We start from the raw sequence: 24012 nt of genomic DNA on the forward strand, positions 1-24012 counted from the left end.
TGTGTATTTTGGTTTAAAGTTAGTTTTGTTTTTCAATTAATCTCTTGCGCTTCGTTCCGCTACGCTCCACTTCAGCGCAAGAGATTATCCCTTTAATTCCTGTTTACACAATCTTCTTTATACTACCGGTATTGTTTGATTATGGAATCCCGATCTTTTTAAGCGTTTGGGTTTTTCTAAATGAGAAGTTATGGTTCACAATTAAGCTATCGAAAAATGCGGTAGATACCGATTCGCTAACAAGTTACTCAATTTATTTTGCCAACTCATAAATTGAGATGAGATTGTTAGTCGATCGGCATTATTCGCTTCGTTCATGAGATCGTTCACTTTGCTCTCTTAGTTTACCAAACAAATTAACATTAAGGTAAGGTTTAATTGATTTTTTAAAATAAAAAAAGCCGATAAAAATCGGCTTAATAAGGAATTGTAGGTAATTCTATAAGAATTCTTTTTTAATATCAGATACCCATTTTTGAATCCGTTCAAGTGATTTTTCAGGTTCAAATTCCTCATCAATAGGTAATCCAATAAATTTGCCATCTATTACCGCTTCAGATTCAATAAAATCATATCCATCAGTACTACATTGTCCCACAATAATGGCATTTTTGGATAGTATATTTTTTGCAATAGATCCCATTGCATTAACAAAATGTCGAGCATAACTAACATGATTTCCTAATCCAAAAATTGCAAAGACCCTTCCTTTGTAAGAAATTTTGTCGAGTTCGGGTCTGAATAAATCCCAGTCGGATTGAGATTTATCTGAATCCCAAGTTTCGCCGCCAACTGTTGAGCACCCAAAAATAATATTATCATACCTATTCAAATCAGCTGCTTTAGCATCTTTTATAAGATTAAGATCCGCATTCTCGATTCCAAATTCCCTCTGTATGAGTTTTGCTATTTTTTCGGTTGAGCCTCCAGCTGGGCCAAAGAATATACCTACTTTCTTCATATTATATCTGTTTAACAGTTTCGTTTACTTACTAAATAACTCAAGTTGCTAGATACTAATTGCTGATTTCTGGTTTTTTATTTGATGTTTTAATTGATACAAAATTTAACTTTTTCAATTAAATACAAACAGAACAAAAAACGGTAAGTCATAAAACTAGTAACTTGTAACTAGTAACTAGCAACTAAGGTTAAATAGATATAACAGAAAAGTCTAATTATTGTTTAGCTCCCATCTGACTTGCCACAGCAAGTAGTACTCCCAGAACTACACCAAGAATTGCAGCAAAAAGAACCTGAAACTCCGCAGGGAGAAGGAATGTAATTGTATGAGCTGGTATCCAAAAAAAGGGAATGGTTTTTTTAAAAACAAAATTCCACTGAACTTTCCAGTTAAGATTTGTGATAATCTCCCCAAATTTTATTGGTCTAAAAAAACCAGAGAGTGTTCCACCATTATTTATAATATGGGTATCGGTAATTTTATGAAAGGTCATCATTATTGGAGCGTAAATAATATTCATTGTTGCGCTTATGGAAAAAGCAACTAGAATCTTTAATACACTCATGGGAGATTGCATGGCGGTTGCAGCCTCTTTTACACCCAGATAAGAAAGAAATGCAGGTGTACCAACAGCAAAAACAACAAAAGCAAGTTTAATGGTTAAACCCAATATGCCCCAAACAATTGCTCGGGGTATTAATCCAAAACCTTTGTGATTGTAATTTCCAGTTCTAATTCTCAATCCTATTGCCTCGCCAAAGGTTGCCAGTAAAGCAAATTTGATAAAACTGGTTACCATTCCATGATTGGCATTAAAATTATTATAAAAACTGTAAATATCCTTTGAAATAAAAAATGGCAGGAAAAAAAGGATACATGCTCCAATTACAATCAAATCTACTCGTTTCATTGTTAATTATTTTTAACTATTAATGCAAATTAAGGGTTAAATAAAACAGTTAACACAATCAATAACTCCGCCTTTTAAGGCGTAGTCAAAGGGAAAAGGGTATTGGGCTTTAGCCCAACATCGATTAGATTACTAATGACAGAATTAAATGAACTCAACATTTTAGCAGATTACTTAAAAAGGTATAAACAAAATAGAGGGCTAAAGCCCATAAAATTTAATGATTACAGTCTTCGCCTTAAAAGGCGAGTTATTGATTCAACCTTTAATTCGCATTATCAACAGAACAGTAGTTATACCCTACAAAAAACAATACTCTTTAAAAGGATTATGTCCACTGGGTTAATGCTTTCCAAAAAACTTATCAAACCCTTTTCCTAATTCATCAGATATTTTATCCCATTTTGCTGCAATAGCAATAAGCAGGACTAGTATTGCTCCAAGAAATACTTTCTCTTTTGGGGTTAAACTTTTCCAGCTATCTTTTAGTGACATACTTATTAATTGTTAGTTGACAGTTAGATTAATAAACAAAGGCACACAAACTCTTTTCAACTCAATAACTTACTAGCTAAATAACTTATTGACTTTTTACTAAATTTCTTTCTCAACCCTAATCCTAGCATCTACAGCAACAACTTTATCTCTTTTTCCGAGTAAAGGATTAATATCCATCTCAAAAATCTCAGGGGCTGCGGTTACCAATGCAGAAACTCTATTTACCATCTCAGCAAATTGTTCCTCATCAACAGGTTCTTGCCCTCGAACACCTTTTAGTGTCTTGTATCCTTTTAATCGTTGGATCATATCCTTTGCCTCACTTATTGATAAAGGAGCAATTCCAGCATTAACGTCTTTTAGAACCTCAATGAAAATTCCACCAAGTCCGCAAAGAACCATATGACCAAATTTATCCTCACGTTTTGCGCCAATAAACAGTTCAACGCCCGATAGCATAGGTTGAATAAGTATAGCGGTTGTATCTTTAATCTTAATCATTCTATCGAATTCACGAGCAACAGCATCGATATCCTTAATGTTAAGTACAACACCCCCAACATCCGATTTATGAACAGGCCCAACAACCTTCATTACAACGGGAAATCCTAGTTTTTTTGCCGAATCAATTGCATCTGCTTGAGTTTTCACCTCAGCTTCCCCAGCCCTATTAATTCTTGCAGCATCAAGCAATGATTGTAACTCACTTGGATTCAAGTAGCCATTTTGAGCATTATCAATTACTTCACGAATCTTTTTAACATCAATAGTAGGCAAATCAACTGATTCAGAAACAGGTTTTGGAGTGTGATATATTTTTGATAATGCATTACCTAGTACAACCTCATCGGGGAAATTGATGCGACCCTTTGCTATAAAATGGTCAATTTCGCTCTTTACATTAATAATTGATGGAAGCACAGGAAATATCGGTTTACGGCATTGGCGCATTTTCTGATCAAGCAAATCGTAAACATCGTAAACAGGGAATAGCCCAGGGCTGCCAAAGATTACGACCATTGCATCAATGTTAGGAAAATCATTTTCACAAGCATCGATGATATGACCCAACTGCTCCGCTGTTCCTGTGGCAAGAAAATCGATTGGGTTTGCTACCGATGAACCCGCATAGAGTTTCTCAAGCAATGCTTTGGCTTTTGGCCCTTCGATGGTAGGAACTTCGAGACCGTTATTTGATAATGAATCCGTTAGCATAACAGCAGGACCACCAGCATGCGTAATTATTGCAATATTCTTACCCTTTAACTCCGGATGCATGAATACCGATGCAACCGAAGTAAGCTCCTCGCGACCGCTACAACGAACAATACCGGCTTTACGGAATAGTGCATCAACAGCCACATCGCTACTTGCCAATGCTCCTGTGTGCGAACTTGCTGCACGGCTACCCGCAGCTGAACCTCCTGCTTTTATTGCAGCAATTCTACAACCCTTTCTAATCAGTGATGATGCGTGTTTAAGTATTAAGTCGGGTTTATTAATGCTCTCTACATAAAGGAGTTTTACCTTTGAACTAGTTTCGGGATCGAAGGACTCATCCAAATACTTAAGAATCTCCTCAACGCCCATCTGCGCACTATTTCCCACAGAGTAAACACTAGCAAATGTCAAACCTTTGGGCATACCTGCTTCCATTATGAACACCGCAGTTGCTCCAGAACCTGATATAAAGTCAACACCCTTAGGATCGAGTTTTGGAATTGGCGTGGTGAATACACCAGTATAGTTTGGGTTTAGGACTCCTATACAGTTTGGGCCAATTAAACTACCCCCTACAGAGTTTATAGTTTCAACAATTTGATGCTCCAATTTAGCGCCCTCCTCGCTCTCCTCATGAAATCCAGCTGAAAGGATTATAAATGCCTTTGTTTGTTTCTGTTTTGTAAGAATATCAACCGTTTCGGGACAATACTTAGCAGCAATAGCCAAAATGGCTAAATCAACCTGAGGTAAATCCTTAACATCTCTATAAGATTTTATTCCCTGAACGCTATCAGCCTTTGGGTTTACAACATAAAGTTGACCTTTATAATTATTATCGATAAGATTCTTTAAAACTTTACCGCCTGGTTTTTGAGTATCCTCCGAAGCCCCAACAACAACAATACTTTTGGGGTTAAGAAGCTGTTGATTTATCATAGTAATTTATTTTTTCTTGAAAGCAATCGCAAACCTAAGATTATTTGCAGAAATAAACAATGCCAAATCTTTTGAATGATAAATTAGAATATCGTTTATAGCTATTCCCTTTAATTATTTTCTAGAATCCTTATGTATTAAACCATTCATTTTTCTATTAAAATAATTTTACTAATAATGAACTTATCTATTTCCAGAGAGTTTAGTTATTGTATATTTGGCGTAAACTTTTTTGCAAACAAGTGAGTAAAATTGATTCCATATTAACCCAAAATACCTTCAGCAAAGAGGATATTATTTTCCTGCTTTCAACAAACGTTGAGGATAGAAATAAGCTATACTCAAAAGCCACTGAAATAAAAGAAAAGTATTTAGGAAAAAAAGTTCACTTCAGAGGATTGATAGAAATGTCGAACCTTTGCCAGAAGAATTGCTTCTACTGTGGTATTCGAGTGGGAAATACAAAAGTTAAAAGATACAACCTTTCTGATGATGAAGTATTAGAGGCAGCAAATTTTGCATGGGAGAACCGATACGGAAGCATTGTCATTCAAACTGGAGAGGTAAATACCAAAAACTTTGCTGATAGAGTCGAAAATCTCCTAGATAAAATTAATAAAGCGACAAATAGTGAGCTTGGCATAACTCTTTCATTGGGAGAACAACCAGAAGACACATACCAGCGTTGGTTCAATAAACGTGCAACTAGATATTTACTAAGAATAGAAAGTTCAAATCAAGATCTTTACTACAAACTTCACCCTAAGGATAAAAATCATGATTTTGGTGCAAGAATAGGATGCCTTAAATCATTACAAAGAGTTGGCTACCAAGTTGGAACTGGCGTAATGATTGGTTTACCATTCCAAACCTACGAACATCTTGCGGAAGATTTGCTCTGGATGCAAGAATTTGATGTTGATATGGTTGGCATGGGGCCATACGTTGAACATCCTGACACACCTCTATTTGAGCATAAAGATGTGTTAATTCCACAGGAAGATCGATTTAATCTTGCGCTAAAGATGACCGCAATTCTTCGTGTACTTATGAAGGATATTAATATTGCAGCACCTACAGCCCTCCAAGCAATTGACCCATTAGGAAGGGAGAAGGCAATTAAATGCGGGGCTAATATTATTATGCCAAACATCACTCCAGGATATTACCGCAATGAGTACAAACTTTACGATAACAAACCATGCTTGGATGATGCCGCAGAAGATTGTAAAAAATGCCTTGAGGCTAGAATTCACTTAACCGGTTACGAGATCGGTTACGGAGAGCATGGGAATTCAAAGCATTTTGCATCTCGCAATAACAAAAATAAAAACTAAGCATCGTTATTGCTAACAAGGACTACCTTTTCCTCAATTCACCGACATTTATACTTGGTTCACCTATTTAGCCTTTAGAATTCCTATAGGTGGCGATATATTTGTATCATAAATTTAAATATAAAATATTATGGAACGGGTAGATGAACAAATGCAAAGAACCAATAACAAAAGGATTGTAATAGGTTTAATTTTTATTGCATTAGCGGCTATGCTATTTGCTGATAATTTTAATATTATGCCTTGGAACTGGGAACATTATATATTTTCAATTCCAATGCTTGTAATTGTTATAGGGCTGATTAGTCTTGCGAAAAATAGATCAAAGATTAACGGTATCCTTCTTATTTCAGTTGGGGCATTTTTTCTGGCAGCACGATTTTTAGATTACCATTTCGCGTATCATCACTTTTTCTGGCCAGTAATTCTTGCTGCTATTGGAATACTTTATATAGTTAGACCAAAAAATCAACATTTATTCTCTGGACGTGAAAAAAGTAAATATTGTTAATATTTTAAATCATTGAATTTTAAACATTAAAAATCATATAATATGGAACGAGTAAATGAAAGAATGCCAAGAGCCAACAATGGAAGAATTGTTATAGGTTTGGTACTAATCACCCTAGCAGGGTTAATTTTTGCAGATAATTTTGATATTATGCCATGGAATTGGGAACATTATGTATTTACATGGCAAACACTACTAATTGTCATAGGTTTAATCAGCCTAGTTAAGAATGAATCAAGGACAACTGGTATAATTTTAATAGCAGTTGGAGGTTTTTTTCTAGCCGCAAGGTTTTTAGACTTCCCATTCGGCATACGTCATCTTTTCTGGCCTACTATTCTGGCTGTTATTGGTATACTAATGCTTGTAAAGCATAAGAATCATCACCATCTACCGTTTTCAGGAAACACTGAAATTAGTGCTGATGATTTTATTGATGATGTTGCAATTTTTGGCGGTAGCGAACAAAAGATTAAATCGAAAAATTTCAAAGGTGGTAAGTTAACCAACATCTTTGGTGGTTCATCGTTCGATATGCTTGATGCGCAACTTGCCCCTGGAAGTAACTACATTGATGCATTCTGTATGTTTGGCGGTTCAAAATTTATTGTTCCTGCTGATTGGAAAGTAAGGGTTGATGTTACTTCAATATTTGGTGGTTTTGCTGATAAGAGAAAAAGTATATCCACTTCCGAAACATCATTCGACCGTGAATTAGTTATAAAAGGCATGGTAATATTTGGTGGTGGCGAAGTAAAAAATTTATAAAATATTCTATTTTCAAATAAGGGTGGGGTTTTCCCACCCTTTATTTTTGAACTACAAATTAGGATAAGATCTATTTCACTTCCTAAAATTGTATATTCGTTAAATAATTTAGGCTGATATGCAGAATCCTATACTATCAAAGAAACTGGGAATTATTGTTTTTTCAATTTGGTGGACAGCAATGGCTTTAGCCCAGTTTGCTGCTCTTTCCATTTTTTATGGTTTAAAAACTGAGATATCGGCCGTTGATAGCCTTGTTTATAATATAATTTTTGCTGCACTATCCCTTGGTATTTGGTATTGGGTAAGGTATTCTGATCTTGAAAAGCAAAAAATCTTTAATATCGTTCTAAATCATTTATCCTCGGCATCACTTAGTATTCTAATTTGGATAACAATATCGGATTTCATTCTTAAAAGTATTTTTCCAAATGATACTTCGTACATCGATTTTCTTAATACCTCACTTCCCTGGCGAATAGCAATTGGATCTTTTTATTACATCCTGTCTGGGCTAATTTACTACCTCATCATCTACATTCAAAACTTTAGGGAACAGACAATGCGTGAGTCGGAAATAAAAACGCTTGTGCGAGATGCTGAACTAAATTGGCTAAAGCATCAAATAAATCCACATTTCCTATTTAACAGTTTAAATTCTATCAGTTCGCTAACCATGTCCAACCCTGAAAAGGCGCAGGAAATGGTAATTCGACTATCCGATTTACTTAGATATTCTCTAAAGCAATCATCGCAAAGCTTTGTATCAATAAGTGATGAAATTTTAAATTGTGTTAAATATCTTGAAATAGAAAAAGTTAGATTTGGTAAAAGGTTGAACTACAATATCACTGCTCCTGATGGTGTAATGAATTTCCAAGTTCCTGCAATGATATTACAACCACTCTTCGAAAATGCGATTAAGCATGGAATTGCCAGTTCATCGGAACAGGGAGAGGTAAAAGCAGTTTTTGAATCAAACCAAAACTTCCTTAAAATCATCATTTCGAATACAATGCCCGAAGAGAGCCAAAATGCGAAGGGAATGGGTGTTGGTTTGGTTAATATATCACGAAGATTAAGTCTACTTTTTGCTCAAAATGACTTGTTAAAGTCGAATATTGTTGATAGCAATTATGTTGTTGAAGTTACAATTCCAAAGTTAAACAGATAATACACAGCGATTATGAAGGCAATTATCATTGAAGATGAAGAACCTGCTCGCGATTTGCTCAGGAAATATCTTGAACCATTCACTGATATTGAGATAATTGGGGAATATATCGATGGTTATGAGGGAGCAAAGGCTATCAATAAGCTAAAGCCCGATGTGGTTTTCCTTGACATTCAACTACCCAGATTAACTGGTATTGAAGTTCTTGAACTTCTGGAACATGCTCCAATGCTTATTTTCACAACTGCTTACGATGAATACGCCCTAAAAGCTTTCGAGAAGAATGCAGTTGATTATCTTTTGAAGCCTTTCTCAAGGGATAGATTCTCACAGGCAATAGAGCGAGCCAAATCAAGGATTTCCACGCAACCAAATACCGAGCAAAGCATTCAGCAATTGGCAGAGAATCTTACAACCGAATCACATCTAACTCGAATTGTAGTAAAATCGCCAAAGGCGATGAATGTTATTCCAGTCGATGATATCCTCTACCTCGAAGCGCAGGACGATTACGTTATGATTCATACTTCCGAATCGAGGCATATGAAAAAACAAACAATGAAGTATTTCGAGGATAGGTTAAATCCCGATCAGTTCGTTCGCATTCATCGTTCATTTATTGCAAATGTTAGCCATATCACTAAATTGGAGCCATACTCAAAGGATGCTTTTATTGCTGTACTCAAGAATGGAGCGAAACTTAATGTAAGTAATTCAGGTTATAAAGCCTTGAAGGAGCGATTGTCGTTCTAATTTAATATCTTATATCATTTTAAATCCATTCAAGGATTAATTGATACTTTATAATATCTAATAAAAATAGGCTAAAGTAAATTTTGAGGTGCTGGAGAAAGGTCTTAGTTTTGTGTTATCCATCATTGTAAAAATCAATTTTAAAAACCTTATCATTTATCAAAAAACCTTAGTAGAAAAGAGGTTACAACAATGATTCAACCTTATTATTAAATAAAATGAAAATTGAGTACAACAATTTATACACCCATTTTATATTTACAACCTTGCATCGGGTTCCTCTTATTTCTGAAAAATTTCGGGAGCGAATTGAAAAATATATTACAGGAATAGTTAACAATAACGATTCCCAATTGTATGCCATATATGCAAATACTGAACATGTTCATTTTCTTATCTCTCGTTCACCGAAATTATCCGAAGAAAGTTTGGCTTCCATTGTTGCTGAAAGTTCTCAACGATTCATAAACCAAAATAATCTTTGTGACAACAATTTGTCTGGCAAGAATCTGCATCTGCCTTTTCAGTATCAAAATCGGATGTTGACAGAGTTTGTAAATACATTCTTAATCAAGCGGAACATCATCGTAAAGTAAGTTTCTCAGAAGAGTATGATGAATTTATTAAGTATTACCAAAAAACCTTACAACCTTCAAAGAAGTAACAATGATTTTGAATACTTTATAATTTATAAAAAATCTAAGTAAAATTTTATAAGGTAATAAGGTTATAAAGATGCGGTTAACCATTTTTCTACTAAGGTAGAAGAGGAAAAGGGAAATAAGTTTTTTTCGATTAACGCCACAAATCTTTCCAGCACCTCAAAATTTACTTTAACCTAAAAAAACACCAAGCAACCTTTTTCCTAAACCAATCACCTAGGAAGTAAACAATTTGGAATTATTTTTGTAGATAATTGTAATTGCTTGTACCTTTCAGCGTTTTTGTAAAAATATTATGAGTATGGCACCTCGATATCGTAACTTAAAGTTTAAACTCCTTATCGTTTTTACTCTTTTCATTAGTGTATATGCAAACGCTCAATACTTTGGACGTAACAAACCGCTTTATAAACGGTTTGATTACAATGTATACCAAACCCCAAATTTTGAAATTTACCACTATTTCAAAAACGATTCTTTAGTTAATCGCATATCGCAAACTGCCGAGAAATGGTACTGGATGCACTACCAAGTATTTCGTGACTCTATAAAGAAAAAAAATCCCTTAATCATCTATCCTAACCAAGGAGATTTCCAGCAAACCACGGCTATATCCGGAATAATTGGCATTGGAACAGGCGGTGTTACTGAGGCATTAAAAAACAGGGTTATTCTTCCAGTTACCGAAACATGGGCTCAAACAGAGCACGTGCTGGGTCATGAACTCGTACATGCGTTCCAATACAACTCCTTAATTAACGGCGACTCAACCTCTTTAAACTCCGTTCGCAATCTCCCACTTTGGATGGTGGAAGGGATGGCTGAATATCTCTCGATTGGCAGTGTCGATTACCTAACTGCAATGTGGATGAGGGATGCCGTTCTTAACGATTATCTACCCACCCTTGAGCTTATGACAAGGGATCAAAGTACATATTTCCCATACCGTTACGGTCAAGCATTTTGGGCTTTTGTTGGCAGAACATTTGGCGACAGCCTAATAAATCCAATATTCAAAGAAACAGCCAAGCGAGGATACGATTGGGCTTTAAGACGCTACGTTGGAATGGATGAGAAAACATTCTCAAATATCTGGATACAGGTTAACAAGGATTTCTATAAAAAGGTGATGAAAGATTCGGTTGATACACCAGCCGGAAACAGAACCATTTTTGAAAAAAATGCAGGTGAAATCAACATCTCCCCATCAGTTAGCCCCGATGGTCGTTATGTTGCCTTTTACTCGGAAAAAGATTTATTCTCCATCGATCTGTTTCTAGCCAATGCCGCTAGTGGTAGGATAATCAGAAAACTTTCAAGCACCGTTCATGAGAATGAAATTGATGCTCTAAATTTTATCGAATCGGCTGGAACATGGTCGCCCGATAGCAAACAATTTGCATTTGTAGCCTTCAGCAAGGGGAAAAACAAATTGCTTATTGTTGATGTCTTTAACGAAAAATTGGTTAAAGAATTTCTAATTCCAGGAGTACCCGCTTTCAACTACCCTGCATGGTCGCCTGATGGTGAAACAATTGTTGTATCGGGTTTAGTTGAAGGCATAAATGACCTATACTCATATAATTTAAAAACTGGTGAGGTAAAGAATTTAACTAACGATATTTGGTGCAACATTCACCCATCATGGTCTCCCGATGGACGCTATATTGTTTTCTCAACCGATCAACCCACGGAAGAGGATAAAAAGAATAACCGTAGAGTTGGTTACTATATCGCAATTTATGATAGCCAAACAGGTTTAACAAAAGTTCGCCCATTCTTCCCCGGAGCAGAAAATCTTAACCCCATGTTTTCTAGCAATGGAAAATCTATTTACTTCCTATCCAATAGCGATGGTTTTAGAAACCTTTATACCTACAACCTTGAATCTGGTGAAGTATACCGTCAAACTAGGATTTTAACGGGTATTAGCGGTATGACACCGCTTGCTCCAGCCATGAGTCTGGCTCGCGAAACAAACGAAATAACCTATTCGTACTATTTTAAAGGACACTACTCCATATACACTGCCGATACTATCGATTTCTCGCCCATTAAAGTGAATCCAGATTCTGTGGATTTTACAGCATCAATACTTCCCCCATTCAACAGAGCTGTTCCGGGAATTATCGATAATTATCTGAGCAACATGAGTAAATTATCTAAAACCCCCATAGATTCTTTCAAAACCATTCCTTTCAAACCCAAATTCAAACTCGATTACATCTCAAATATTGGTATGGGAATATCTACAAGTCAATATGGAACGGGTATGCAAGGAGGTGTTGAGATGCTTTTCAGTGATATTACTGGATCACACCAAATTTACACTGGGCTTGCCTTAAATGGAGAGATTTATGACTTTGGAGGACAAGTATCATATATGAATCAGAAGAATAGAATTTTCTGGGGATTATCCGTTTCACATATCCCTTATTCAATGGGCTACCAAGATCTTCCATATATTGATACTACTACATTCAATCAACCTACATGGGTATATCGGCTTCAATATATTAGAATGTTTGAGGATATGGTTGGAGGTATTGCTTACTTCCCCCTATCGCAAACCCAAAGGATAGAAACAAGCAGCTCATTTGCAAGATATTCATATAGGATTGATAACTATAACACGTACTATGATCTTAACTTTCAGAGTTCTGTGCTAAGAAAGGAAAGGGGCGTTGATCCTCCATCCTTTACAATTGGACGAACAGATTTTGCTTATGTTTTTGATAATTCAAGTTTCGGAATAGCCTCCCCTATGAAAGGGACTAGAACACGATTTGAAATTGAAAGAACCTATGGGAAATACAATTTTAACGGAGTTTTGGTTGATTTAAGAAAATACATATACAAGAAGCCCTTCTGCTTTGCTATGAGGGGTTACTACTACGGTAGGTTTGGTGTAGATAGCACCAGCAATTTTTACCCACTTAATGTTGCATACCCTTGGTTCATTCGGGGCTACGATAGAACATCCTTTTTAGAAGTTTCTTCACCCAACAGCGGGTATGTAACCTATAACCAGCTCCAAGGGCAGCAAATGGTAGTAGTAAATTTTGAGATAAGACTTCCTTTTACTGGGCCTGAAAGGCTAACTGTGCTAAAATCGAATTATTTCTATACCGAACTTGCCCTGTTTGCCGATGCCGGCCTTGCATGGGACAGCCAAAATTCTCCTGTTTTAAGATGGAAACCTAGAAACGCTGTTGAAAGGATTCCTGTTTTCAGCACAGGGGTAAGCTTAAGATTTAACCTATTCGGAATGCTTGTTATTGAGCCATTCTACGCAATACCCTATCAGCTCGGAGGAATAAAATCTGCATACATTGGGGTTAACTTCTTACCGGGATGGTAACCTATTGAGGCTAATTTCACGCTAAGTTCGCAAAGTTTTTCACAGAGTCCGCAAAGAATATGATTCATTAAATCAGTTTTTTGCGGTCTTTGTGTGTTTTGTGACTTCTTTGTGTTTTTTGTGGAATAGTTATTACGCAAAGGTTCACAAAGTATTACAAAGTTTCTCAAAGAATATCCCTTTAATTCCTGTTTACACAATATTCTTTACAAATTTGCCAGATTGACCCTACAATACGCCAGAACGTTTCTCAAGCTCGTTGGATTGATTCTGCAATTCGCCAAATCGATCCTGATAAGAGTTCCGAACTGGTACGCTAATTAACGTGAGTTCGATATAAGAAATGTAATAATGTGTTTATTTGCAGATATATATAATTATTTCATTGATTTAAATAAAATAAACTGATTGATATTTAGATTGATACATTGTTTTTTACGTTGAACTCACGTTAATTACTGAAAATTAGTTTGGTCTGTTCTCTTCGGATTTATCCCTTTGTGAGTAATTTAGTTACACTTTATAAGTAACACCAATGAATTTTGATATAACTAATCGAATTAATTAACGTATTCGTAACAAATTGTTATATAATTGACCTTGCTCGCTTTTAAATATTAAAAACATTTATTAAACTTGTACTCTTGAATATTGAAAACTTATTATTCAATAAATACTTGTTTATTATTTAATAATCAAATAATTAAATACAATATCAATAACCAATTTGCCAAACTATGAAGGATACCCCAATACCCTACGATGTAGTTAAGCAAAAAATTGCTGACTCAGGACTTACTAAAGTTGGTCGTGCAACGATTCGTGAGATTGTTCGGTTGGTAAATGAAATTGAAGCTGCTACCGGGAAAAAATATATTAGAATGGAGATGGGTGTTCCTGGATTGGAACCCAACCAAGTTGGCATTGAGGCCGAAATACAGGCTTTAAGAAATGGCGTTGCTTCAAAATACCCAATGATTGATGGTGTACCTACACTTAAAAAGGAAATATCCCGATTTGTAAAAAATTATATAAACATTGACGTTGAAGAAAAAAGTTGTATACCTACCGTTGGATCAATGCAAGGTGGTATGGCCTCGTTTCTTTTAACGAATCGATGCTATAAGGAAAAAGATACCATTCTATTTATTGATCCGGGGTTTCCAGTACAAAAGCAACAGCTTAAGGTGCTAGGAATGAAGTATGAAACATTTGATGTTTATAATCATAGGGGCGAAAAGCTTAGAGCTAAACTCGAAACTTTTCTTGAAAAAGGGAATATTTCTACTATCCTTTACTCAAATCCCAATAACCCATCGTGGATTTGCTTTACAGAAACTGAGCTTCAAATAATAGGCGAACTAGCAAACAAATACGATACTGTTGTAATTGAGGATTTAGCCTATTTTGCAATGGATTTTCGTAAGGATCTCTCAAAACCAGGAGAACCTCCTTACCAGCTAACCGTTGCTAACTATACTAAAAACTGGATTATGCTTATCTCCAGTTCAAAGGCATTTTCATATGCTGGTCAGCGCATAGGTTGCATGGTAGTTAGCAATGAATTATACTCAAGACGTTTCCCCGATTTAAAACGCTTTTTCGCATCCGATGAATTTGGGTATGCAATGATTTATGGTGCAGTATACTCTTTATCATCAGGAACATGCCATTCCGCACAGTACGGGCTTGCAGCAATGCTAAAAGCTGCTAATGATGGTACATTCAACTTTGTTGAATCCGTTAGGGAGTATGGCGAAAAAGCCAAAATCATGAAGAAACTCTTTATTGATAATGGTTTCCAATTAGTTTACGATATGGATGAGGATAAACCATTAGCTGATGGTTTCTACTTTACAATTTCATACCCCGGGTTTAGTGGTGAAGATCTAATTGATGAGCTATTGTTTTATGGAATTAGCGCAATTTCTTTGCTAATAACTGGCAGCGAAAGAATAGAGGGACTTCGAGCTTGTGTTTCTCAAGTTCAACGCACTCAATTCGAAGACCTTGAAAATCGCTTAAAGAAATTCAATCATGATCATCCTGTAAAATAGTTTATTTTTAACATAAAATCTCTCAAAATAACTCACTATGGCAAAAGTAAAAGGTGCAATTAAAGTTGATGTTGAAAAATGCAAAGGGTGCAGTCTTTGTGTTGTAGTTTGCCCCTCCAAGGTTATTGCTCTTGCAAAGGAAGTAAATGGCAAGGGTTATAATTATGCATACATGGCTAATCCAGAAGAATGTACAGGATGCACAAACTGTGCAATGGTTTGTCCAGATAGCGTTATCGATGTATATAGAGTTAAGGCCCAGGTTGGAGCTTAATCGGTAAAAATAAAAAACAAAAAAACACCCATTAAAAATGGCAGATTATAAATTAATGAAGGGAAACGAAGTCATCGCAGAGGCTGCAATACGCTTTGGCTGCGATGGATACTTTGGATACCCAATTACCCCACAGTCCGAAATTATGGAAACTCTTATGGTACGCAAACCATGGGAGGAGACTGGTATGGTTGTACTTCAAGCCGAGAGCGAAGTTGCAGCTATTAACATGGTATATGGCGGTGCTGCTTGCGGAAAAAAAGTAATGACATCATCATCAAGCCCTGGTATTAGCTTAAAGCAAGAAGGGATATCATATATTGCTGGCGCTGAACTACCATGTGTAATTGTTAACGTAGTTCGTGGAGGCCCAGGTTTAGGAACAATTCAGCCAGGACAAAGCGATTATTTCCAAGCCACAAAAGGTGGAGGACATGGCGATTATAGATTAATTGTACTTGCCCCTGCATCGGTTCAGGAGATGAACGATTTTGTTGGTCTTGGATTCGACCTTGCATTTCAATACCGTAACCCTATTATGATACTATCTGACGGTGTTATTGGTCAGATGATGGAAAAAGTTCAACTTGGTGAATTCAAACCACGTTGGACCAATGAGGAGATTATAAAAATGCATGGATCTTGGGCAACAACAGGAAAACCCTCGGATCGTGAACGTAATATCATAACATCGCTTGAACTGGATTCTAGCCGTCAGGAGAAATTCAATCATAAGCTCATCGAGAAATATAAAACTATATCTGAAAAAGAGGTACGTTTTGAGAAGATTGCTTGTGACGATGCTGAATATCTATTTATAGCTTACGGTTCATCAAGTCGTATCTGCCAAAAAGCAATTGAAATTGCTCGCGAAAAGGGTATTAAAGTTGGATTACTTCGACCAATAACCTTATTCCCATTCCCTACAAAACAGATTCAGGCGATGCTTAAGCAGGTAAAAGGAATTCTAACAGTTGAGATGAGCGCTGGACAAATGATTGAGGATGTTCGTTTAGCAGTTGAAGGTAAGGTTCCAGTTGAACATTTTGGTCGTTTAGGCGGAATGATTCCTTCACCAAATGAAGCAGTACAAGCGTTGGAAGATCAAATTATTAAAGGTAAATAGTCATGGCAGATATCAATGAAATAATAAAGGAAGAGAATCTGGTTTATAGTAAATCAAAAGTTCTTACCGATACTGTAATGTCGTACTGCCCTGGTTGTACCCATGGTGTTGTACATAAGTTGATTGCAGAGGTTATTGAGGAAATGAATATTCAGGAAAAAACCATTGGGGTTTGCCCTGTAGGTTGTTCTGTTCTTGCCTATAAATTTTTGGATATTGACATGCAACAAGCTTCTCACGGTCGTGCTCCAGCTGTAGCTACTGCGGTTTCCAGACTAAGACCCGATAAGTACGTATTTGCTTATCAAGGTGATGGCGACCTAGCATCTATAGGAACAGGTGAAATTATTCATGCATGTAACCGTGGCGAGAACATTGTTGTTATCTTCATAAACAATGGAATCTACGGGATGACAGGCGGTCAAATGGCACCAACCTCCCTAATAGGAATGCCTACATCAACATCACCCTATGGTCGTGATGCTAAACTTGCTGGGAATCCATTAAAAATAACCGAGTTAATTGCTCAGCTTCCTGGAACCACCTTTGTTACCCGTCAGGCTGCCCATACACCTGCCGCTGTTCGTAAATGTAAAAAAGCTATTCTTAAAGCTTTTGAGAATGTTGGCAATAAAAAGGGAACTTCGTTTATTGAGGTTGTATCTACTTGCAGCTCAGGCTGGAAACTTTCTCCCGTTAAATCGAACGAGTGGATGGTTGAGCACATGCTACCATTCTATCAACTTGGCGATCTTAAGGACGAATAATTAATGGTTTTAAGGTTGAATCAATAAAAACGAAGATAACAATGACAGAAGAAATTATAATAGCAGGATTTGGCGGACAAGGTGTTCTATCCATGGGTAAAATACTTGCCTATTCAGGAATTATGCAGGATCAGGAAGTATCCTGGATGCCTTCGTATGGCCCTGAAATGCGTGGTGGAACAGCCAACGTTACCGTAATCCTTAGCGATACTCGCATTAGCTCACCAATCCTTATGGAGTATGATACAGCCATTATACTTAACCAGCAATCAATGGATAAGTTTGAGAAGTCTGTAAAAAAAGGTGGTACGTTAATTTATGATCCAAATGGTATTACCCGCCATCCAGATCGTAAGGATATAAAGATTTTCAAGGTTGAGGCTGCTGAAGAAGCCGCTAAAATGCAGAGCGCAAAATCATTTAACATGCTAGTACTTGGCGCTTTCCTTAAAATTAAACCCATTGTGAAGATGGATAACGTTATTAAAGGTTTAAAGAAATCGCTCCCCGAAAGACATCACCATTTAATTCCAATGAATGAAAAAGCGATAACCCGTGGAATGGAAATAATTGTTGAAGTTAAATAGTTGCCGACCACACATTTCTTTCAGAAAACCCTGCATTTATGCGGGGTTTTTTGTTATGAAAAAAATTGAATGTTAAATGTTTTATTAATTCCAAAAATTTGAAAATAGATATAATTGTTTAACTTCGTTACTGGTTTTAAATACAGATTTTAATTTGAGGAATTGTATAGTAAACCTATCGAAGAATGCGATTAAACAAAAATAAATGCAGCTAGTTGAAAAGTGAAAAAATTATTAGGGAATGGTTTGGCAGTGTGTTTGGATTTTTCAGGTTATATCAACGGTGCAATAACGATGTGAATAAAAAAAATATTCTATAATTTTATAAATAGGAGATGATTTTTTAAATTAATAACTTTAGCTTTAAATTAAATCAACATGAAGTATTTGAAAAATTTAGTAACAGTATCGTTTGCAATTACAATAGTTTTAGGTGCGTGTACAAAGGATGAATACGCTCTCAATAAAATGAACTCGAATGAACAGCACGGTAAAAAGAGTTCGATTGCACAACCAAGCGAAGGGCTTATGTCATTGGGTAATCAATTAGAAGACCCTTACGCCCTAAAGAACATGAAAAAAGCATATTCGAATTTGAAGGCTGCCAACCCCAGCTTGCCTGATGTTAATATTCAGCCAACACATTTATACATGCGTTTTTTACCCAGCACTGAGGAAGAATTGAGTTTGCTCAAATCTGATACTTCGTTGGTTCTGTATGATTACCCCTTGAACTTTGAAATTACCACTTCAGGTACATACTACCATGACCCATCAATACCCGAAACGGCTATAACCTGGCAGTACTGCGTTATACCCATTAAGCATAGCATTCCTAACGTTCCTCACGAATTGCTCTACGAGGTATATATCCCTGATGATGATATTGTCAACACAAAGGGTTCGCCAGAGGTAAATCAGCTTTTGCTCGACATGGAAACCGAATCCGTAAACTTAACTGGTAATATGCCTAAGGGTATATTACCATCCAAATGGACACCGAAAGGAACTATTCTGGTTTGGGACGATATTTTAACCACAACCACCTACACGCAAGTTTTTGACCACTGGGAGTACTACGATTGTAGCCAAGCTGCTCCTCTTCAACAAGCAAATGCAACAAATCCAGCAAAACATATAATGCAAATGGCTCCTGTTGATCCAATCGACCCAACACAATGTCAACGCGCAGTATATCGCACCGTGGCTACTACAACCCAAGGCCGATATATTCCTCTTGTAGGTGCCAGTGTTCATGCCCGATGGTTTGTTCATATTGAAACTGATTTGACCGATGCCAATGGGTATTTCCAAACCAGCCGATTCAGGTATGAAGTTAACTATGCTATAAAGTGGGAAAGATCACACTACGACATTAGGAATGGAATGTTCTTGCAGGCATGGTATAATGGGCCCAAACAGAAAGGCGACTGGAATTTAAATATAAAAGGGGGCAAATCAATAATGTTTGCAACTATGCACCGTGCCGCTTGCAAACATTTTTATGGGGATAATCTAGGTCTAAACAGACCAACACTCAACTACGGAGGAAAAACAAAAATATGTTATAGGGATGGTGTGGGTACAGGTGTATTCTGGGGTGATTGGAGTACTTCTGGTATATTACCCGATATTCAGGTTTGGGGGAAGGATCAATATGGTTATAGACCTACACAAGAAATCTTTGGAACAACCGCCCACGAACTTGGACATCAGGCACATTCCCAGAATCTAGGCAATATACAGTACTGGCAGGTATCAAAGATTATCTATGAGAGCTGGGCGGATGCCGTTGAGTGGGCACTATCGAATGATGAATACCATTACTGGGGGAATAGATTTGGTATTGCCGTGGGTATTAACTATAATCACCCTTATAACAAACATGATATTTGGCCTTTTGTGGATGATAAAGCATATTCACCTATTTTTATTGACTTAATGGATGATAATAATCAGAGGACATTGAGTTCAAGACTTCCTAATGATTTAATTAAAGGTTATACCCTATCATATGTGAATTGGTATATTTTAAGGAATTCTTATGGCATAAGCAGTTTGTTCAATGAAGTTAAAAACCATAAGATTACGGGGGTAACAGATACTCAAATAAATGAACTGTTTGCTTTATATTGGTAATAATTAATTCGAACACATCAAATGCATTATGCATTTGACGGTTTCTCAATAAAAATATAAAATTATGAAACGTTTAATAGTAATTATAATAAGTATAATTGGCACAATAACTTTATCTTGCATAAAGGAGTATGAAACCTCAATTGATTTTTGTGTGAAAAATGCTTCTGGACATGATGTGAGTTTGTTTGTATCCAAATCAGATATTGAATTTGGTCATATTACTGACACTATCCTTGCGATACCAAATGAAGCAGAGTTTGTTTATAACCACTCAGAGAAAGGGAAGGGAAGTGGTGAATACGTTTTTCCCTTTGGATTTCATTCTGATTCTGCCTGTATTACCTTTGATGATGGTTTACGATTGATTTACCTAAGAGAAGACATTGTTCCACGGAATATTTTGCACAAAGAGAGTTACATAGGTGGAAAGGTGAGCGAAAGGCATGGTCTTTACCACTACCAATACACTTACACCATCACTGAGGCTGATTATATTAATGCAGAAAAATAATTAACTGAACACAGCCGAAGTTAAATTTAAACTGGGTTGAAATAAAGATAGGGAAGTAAACCCTGATAATTAGGATTTGCATTCCGAGTTTCTGTTAATTATAATCATATTTATAATACTCATAGTAGTTGGTCTTTTGTAAAAGACAAAGCATATTCTCCTATATTTATTGATTAAATTGACAATGTTAGTCAAAGAACGTCTTATGGTTCAGGTTATCCCAATGATTTGATTCAGGGTATACCCTTTCATACATTAATGCTTATATACTCAGGAATTCGTATGGATTAAGCAGTTTGCGTGATCAAATCAAGAATCATAAAATTGCAGGGGTAACAGATGCTAAGATCGATGAACTATTTGCGTTATACTGGTAACTAAAAGTCAAGATAATTATTCATTATTAAGCAAGTTTGGTGTTTAACTCAATTTTTTAAGCATGAAAAAACTATTTCTTCTATTAATTTTAGTTTGTTGTTTTTATTCATCGTGTCGCGATCATGGTACTTTGACTATTTTTTATGTAAATAATATTTCAAATCATGATGTCGAAATTTCTGTTTTTAATGCTGAAATTCAGTCAAGAGGCGGTGCTATAGATACAACCTATGTTATACCTAAGAATGGAAGGATTGAAGATAGGGTTTCAACGAAAGGGGACAATGATTTTAGTTATTTTCCTTTTGGTAACCCTGATTCAGCAATTATTGTCTTTGACAATAGTTTAAGAATTATTTACAGGCGAAATGATTCAAATCCTAGGAATATTCTAAAGATTGATAGTTACAGTGGTGGAAAAGTGGATGACGGTTTATATGAATTTTATTATTCTATAACAGAGGAGGATTACAATAAGGCAGAAAAATAATTAACTGAACACAATCGAGTAGGCTAAAAACCTATCCGAGAGTTCCCGTCAAATCCGATATAGAAAAACCGAATGTTGAGCTGGATCTTTGATCCGGCTCTTTTCTATTAATAGGGTTTTAATTCCGTTTAAATTTAATTTGCTAAATTCGGCTTTGAAGGCTATGCCTACATAATAAAAAATATAGGAAACTCCTTACACAAATTGTCCAAATTGTATTAACGTGAATTTTAGAATAGGTCACTAGAATGTTCTGTAATTCTATAGAGGGATAACCCAATGCTGATTTTAAAAAGAACTATATTTGTATAAGGATGTAAAAAGTCAGGTCTATTCATCTATTCTTTGGTGGATAGGTCTGGGGGAATTAGACATGTAAACGAGTTGTGCGCAACTAAAGATGACAAAACGAAACGACTTAACTAATTAAAATATTTGATACTTTATGACTAAAATTCTTAAAACCACATTGATTTTCACTCTTGTATTAATGACATTTTTTCAAAATTTACATAGTCAAGATTTCACCAAAAATAGCATCAAACTTGGATTTGGAATAGGCGCTTCAATGGGCTATAATACAGACGGATTAGGATTTATTTATTCAGTTGGATACCAACGTGAGATTTGGAGAGATAGATTAAGGTTTAGCCCTAATTTTAGTATAGGACATTACAGTTCAAAATTCATCAATGATGCAAGAGACCAGTATTTCAATTCTATAAACCTTGAAACGAATTTATTTTTCGATTTGATTAAAATTAGGGCATTCTCTATAGTTATTGGAACAGGTGCATTAATAAATAACTCAAGAGGATTAATTGGAACAGGAGGAAGACCTGACTATGGTTCTACAGAGCAGATTTATTCTGAGTATTTGAGTGATTTCCATTTTGGAGGATATATTGGAGGAGGTTTTAGAATTAATTCACCAGATAGTCGAACAGCAATTAATATAATGCCAATTAATATTCATTTTGGAAATAAATATTTCATGGAACAACATGTGAAAATAGAATTTGATATTAAGTTTTAATAATTAGCTGCACACAACAGTGTAGACAGTCGGTATTCTAAAAGCCTATCCGAGAGTTCCCGTCAAATCCGATATAGAAAAACCGAATGTTGAGCTGGATCTTTGATCCGGCTCTTTGCTACTATTAGGATTTTGAATCCTAGTTACTGTTCAAGTTTTGCAAATTGGTAAAATAAGTTGTATTAATTGAGTTGTTATAGACAGGTGTAAACCAAGTTTATTATTTTTGTTTTAGTTAATTCTATTGTGGATAAAATTGATAAAAAGGTAATTATATTTTTAACATTAATATAGAATGTATTAATTATTCTTAATTTTGATTCTCAAATAAGAACTTAAAAAATTTGACAATGAATGACAATGAATTGATTTTTGATGATCAATTAAATATAGAATCAGAAGAAGAAAGTTCAGAAGAGGATTACTCTGAAGATTTTCAAATAGATGAATATGAGTTGACCTCTAGCCCCAACGACTTTAATATTATGACAATAAACAGTTTCATTGAGTCGGGAGCAATTATTATACCTGGTTTTCAGAGAAATTTTGTATGGGACATTAAAAGGGCTTCAAAATTAATTGAATCAATAATTTTAGGACTTCCAGTTCCTCAAATATTTTTATATGAAGAGGCTAAAAATAAATTTTTAGTAATGGATGGACAACAAAGATTGATGACGATTTTTTATTTTATAAAACAAAAATTTCCAAAGAGAGAGAGAAGAACTGAACTAAGAGAGATTTTTTCTAAGAACGGAAATATTCCCGATGAAATCCTTTTTGATGAGGAATATTTTACAACCTTTAAGTTAAGTTTATCAAAAACAAAGGAACGTCATAAAAATAAATTTAATGGTTTAACATACAAAACTCTCGGAGAATATCGCACTCAATTTGAATTAAGACCAATTAGAAATGTTATTGTTAAACAAAATGTTCCAAAAGATGATAATTCTTCTGTTTTTGAAATTTTCAATAGGCTTAATTCAGGCGGTATAAATTTGACACCACAGGAAATAAGAGGTAGTCTTTATCATTCAAAGTTCTATGATTTATTATATAAACTAAATTTAGAGCCAGTCTGGAGAAAGTTATTAAGAACCGAGGCTCCTGATTTACACATGAGAGATGTTGAGTTATTACTCAGAGGTTTTGCTATGATGATTGATGGAGATAATTATTTTTCTTCACTTGCTAAATTCCTTAATGATTTTTCAAATAAAATGAAAAAAATCACACCTGATAAGATCATTTTTTACGAATCTTACTTTAAATCTTTCCTTGAACATTGTTCAGAATTACCTGAAGAAACATTTATTAATAAAAAAACAAAACGTTTTAATACTTTTCTGTTTGAAGCCATTTTATTTGCAACCTCAATAGATAAGATTAACAACAATCAATTATATTCAGGAAAAATAGATCTTTCGAAAATTAAACTCATGGAATCGGATAGTGAATTTAATGAATTCTCAATTGCAGGAACCACAAATAAATCTAGTGTTGTAAAAAGATTAGAAATTGCAAAAAAGTATTTTATTTAAAA

21 protein-coding genes are annotated in these 24012 nt (G+C 35.4%); 17 read left to right on the forward strand and 4 right to left on the reverse strand.

All coding sequences use genetic code 11. From position 1 onward, the window contains the following. Positions 1-439 precede the first annotated feature (439 nt). The 4 genes from HOO91_18225 to HOO91_18240 all read right to left on the reverse strand — a co-directional run bounded on the left by HOO91_18225 (position 440) and on the right by HOO91_18240 (position 4532). Positions 440-961: a flavodoxin gene (locus HOO91_18225; GenBank protein ID NOU19496.1), complete on the reverse strand. Its 522-nt coding sequence runs from the start codon at positions 959-961 to the stop codon at positions 440-442. Positions 962-1178: 217 nt separating this feature from the next. Continuing rightward, on the reverse strand, positions 1179-1874 hold the full coding sequence (locus tag HOO91_18230) for a hypothetical protein (GenBank protein NOU19497.1): 696 nt from the start codon (positions 1872-1874) through the stop codon (positions 1179-1181). A 342-nt stretch (positions 1875-2216) separates the two neighbouring features. Further along, the gene (locus HOO91_18235) at positions 2217-2369 is read right to left on the reverse strand and encodes a hypothetical protein (GenBank protein NOU19498.1); all 153 of its coding nucleotides are present in this window, start codon (positions 2367-2369) and stop codon (positions 2217-2219) included. Positions 2370-2468: 99 nt separating this feature from the next. Then, positions 2469-4532 carry an acetate--CoA ligase family protein gene (locus HOO91_18240; protein ID NOU19499.1) on the reverse strand — a complete coding sequence of 688 codons (2064 nt, stop codon included), beginning with the start codon at positions 4530-4532 and terminating at the stop codon, positions 2469-2471. A 242-nt stretch (positions 4533-4774) separates the two neighbouring features. On the opposite strand from HOO91_18240, the gene hydE reads away from it, so the two are divergent. From hydE to HOO91_18325, 17 genes are all read left to right on the forward strand, one after another. Beyond that, complete coding sequence (gene hydE / locus HOO91_18245; GenBank protein NOU19500.1) at positions 4775-5869, forward strand: [FeFe] hydrogenase H-cluster radical SAM maturase HydE; 1095 nt, start codon at positions 4775-4777, stop codon at positions 5867-5869. A gap of 130 nt (positions 5870-5999) precedes the next feature. Continuing rightward, positions 6000-6380 carry a hypothetical protein gene (locus HOO91_18250; protein ID NOU19501.1) on the forward strand — a complete coding sequence of 127 codons (381 nt, stop codon included), beginning with the start codon at positions 6000-6002 and terminating at the stop codon, positions 6378-6380. 42 nt (positions 6381-6422) lie between these two features. Then, positions 6423-7148 carry a hypothetical protein gene (locus HOO91_18255; protein ID NOU19502.1) on the forward strand — a complete coding sequence of 242 codons (726 nt, stop codon included), beginning with the start codon at positions 6423-6425 and terminating at the stop codon, positions 7146-7148. A 118-nt stretch (positions 7149-7266) separates the two neighbouring features. Further along, the gene (locus tag HOO91_18260; GenBank protein ID NOU19503.1) at positions 7267-8322 is read left to right on the forward strand and encodes a histidine kinase; all 1056 of its coding nucleotides are present in this window, start codon (positions 7267-7269) and stop codon (positions 8320-8322) included. A 9-nt stretch (positions 8323-8331) separates the two neighbouring features. Continuing rightward, on the forward strand, positions 8332-9075 hold the full coding sequence (locus HOO91_18265) for a response regulator (protein ID NOU19504.1): 744 nt from the start codon (positions 8332-8334) through the stop codon (positions 9073-9075). Between the two features lie 218 nt (positions 9076-9293). Next, the gene (locus tag HOO91_18270) at positions 9294-9671 is read left to right on the forward strand and encodes a hypothetical protein (GenBank protein NOU19505.1); all 378 of its coding nucleotides are present in this window, start codon (positions 9294-9296) and stop codon (positions 9669-9671) included. 361 nt (positions 9672-10032) lie between these two features. After that, complete coding sequence (locus HOO91_18275; protein ID NOU19506.1) at positions 10033-13098, forward strand: tolB protein precursor; 3066 nt, start codon at positions 10033-10035, stop codon at positions 13096-13098. 737 nt (positions 13099-13835) lie between these two features. After that, on the forward strand, positions 13836-15155 hold the full coding sequence (locus HOO91_18280) for a pyridoxal phosphate-dependent aminotransferase (GenBank protein NOU19507.1): 1320 nt from the start codon (positions 13836-13838) through the stop codon (positions 15153-15155). Between the two features lie 37 nt (positions 15156-15192). Beyond that, positions 15193-15429: a 4Fe-4S binding protein gene (locus tag HOO91_18285; protein ID NOU19508.1), complete on the forward strand. Its 237-nt coding sequence runs from the start codon at positions 15193-15195 to the stop codon at positions 15427-15429. Between the two features lie 37 nt (positions 15430-15466). After that, positions 15467-16555, forward strand: coding sequence for a 3-methyl-2-oxobutanoate dehydrogenase subunit VorB (locus HOO91_18290; protein NOU19509.1), 1089 nt, complete (start codon positions 15467-15469; stop codon positions 16553-16555). Positions 16556-16557: 2 nt separating this feature from the next. After that, positions 16558-17322, forward strand: a complete 765-nt coding sequence (locus HOO91_18295; protein NOU19510.1) for a 2-oxoglutarate oxidoreductase — start codon at positions 16558-16560, stop codon at positions 17320-17322. Between the two features lie 41 nt (positions 17323-17363). Beyond that, positions 17364-17909 carry a 2-oxoacid:acceptor oxidoreductase family protein gene (locus HOO91_18300; GenBank protein NOU19511.1) on the forward strand — a complete coding sequence of 182 codons (546 nt, stop codon included), beginning with the start codon at positions 17364-17366 and terminating at the stop codon, positions 17907-17909. A 378-nt stretch (positions 17910-18287) separates the two neighbouring features. Then, positions 18288-20048, forward strand: a complete 1761-nt coding sequence (locus HOO91_18305; protein NOU19512.1) for a hypothetical protein — start codon at positions 18288-18290, stop codon at positions 20046-20048. 64 nt (positions 20049-20112) lie between these two features. Beyond that, the gene (locus tag HOO91_18310) at positions 20113-20562 is read left to right on the forward strand and encodes a hypothetical protein (protein NOU19513.1); all 450 of its coding nucleotides are present in this window, start codon (positions 20113-20115) and stop codon (positions 20560-20562) included. A 439-nt stretch (positions 20563-21001) separates the two neighbouring features. After that, complete coding sequence (locus tag HOO91_18315; protein ID NOU19514.1) at positions 21002-21430, forward strand: hypothetical protein; 429 nt, start codon at positions 21002-21004, stop codon at positions 21428-21430. A gap of 445 nt (positions 21431-21875) precedes the next feature. Further along, a complete protein-coding gene (locus HOO91_18320) occupies positions 21876-22466 on the forward strand; it encodes a hypothetical protein (GenBank protein ID NOU19515.1) in 591 nt (196 codons plus the stop codon). 350 nt (positions 22467-22816) lie between these two features. Continuing rightward, complete coding sequence (locus HOO91_18325) at positions 22817-24010, forward strand: DUF262 domain-containing protein (protein ID NOU19516.1); 1194 nt, start codon at positions 22817-22819, stop codon at positions 24008-24010. Positions 24011-24012: the final 2 nt, after the last annotated feature.

This window comes from Bacteroidales bacterium, assembly GCA_013141385.1.
Lineage (GTDB): Bacteria > Bacteroidota > Bacteroidia > Bacteroidales > Tenuifilaceae > UBA8529.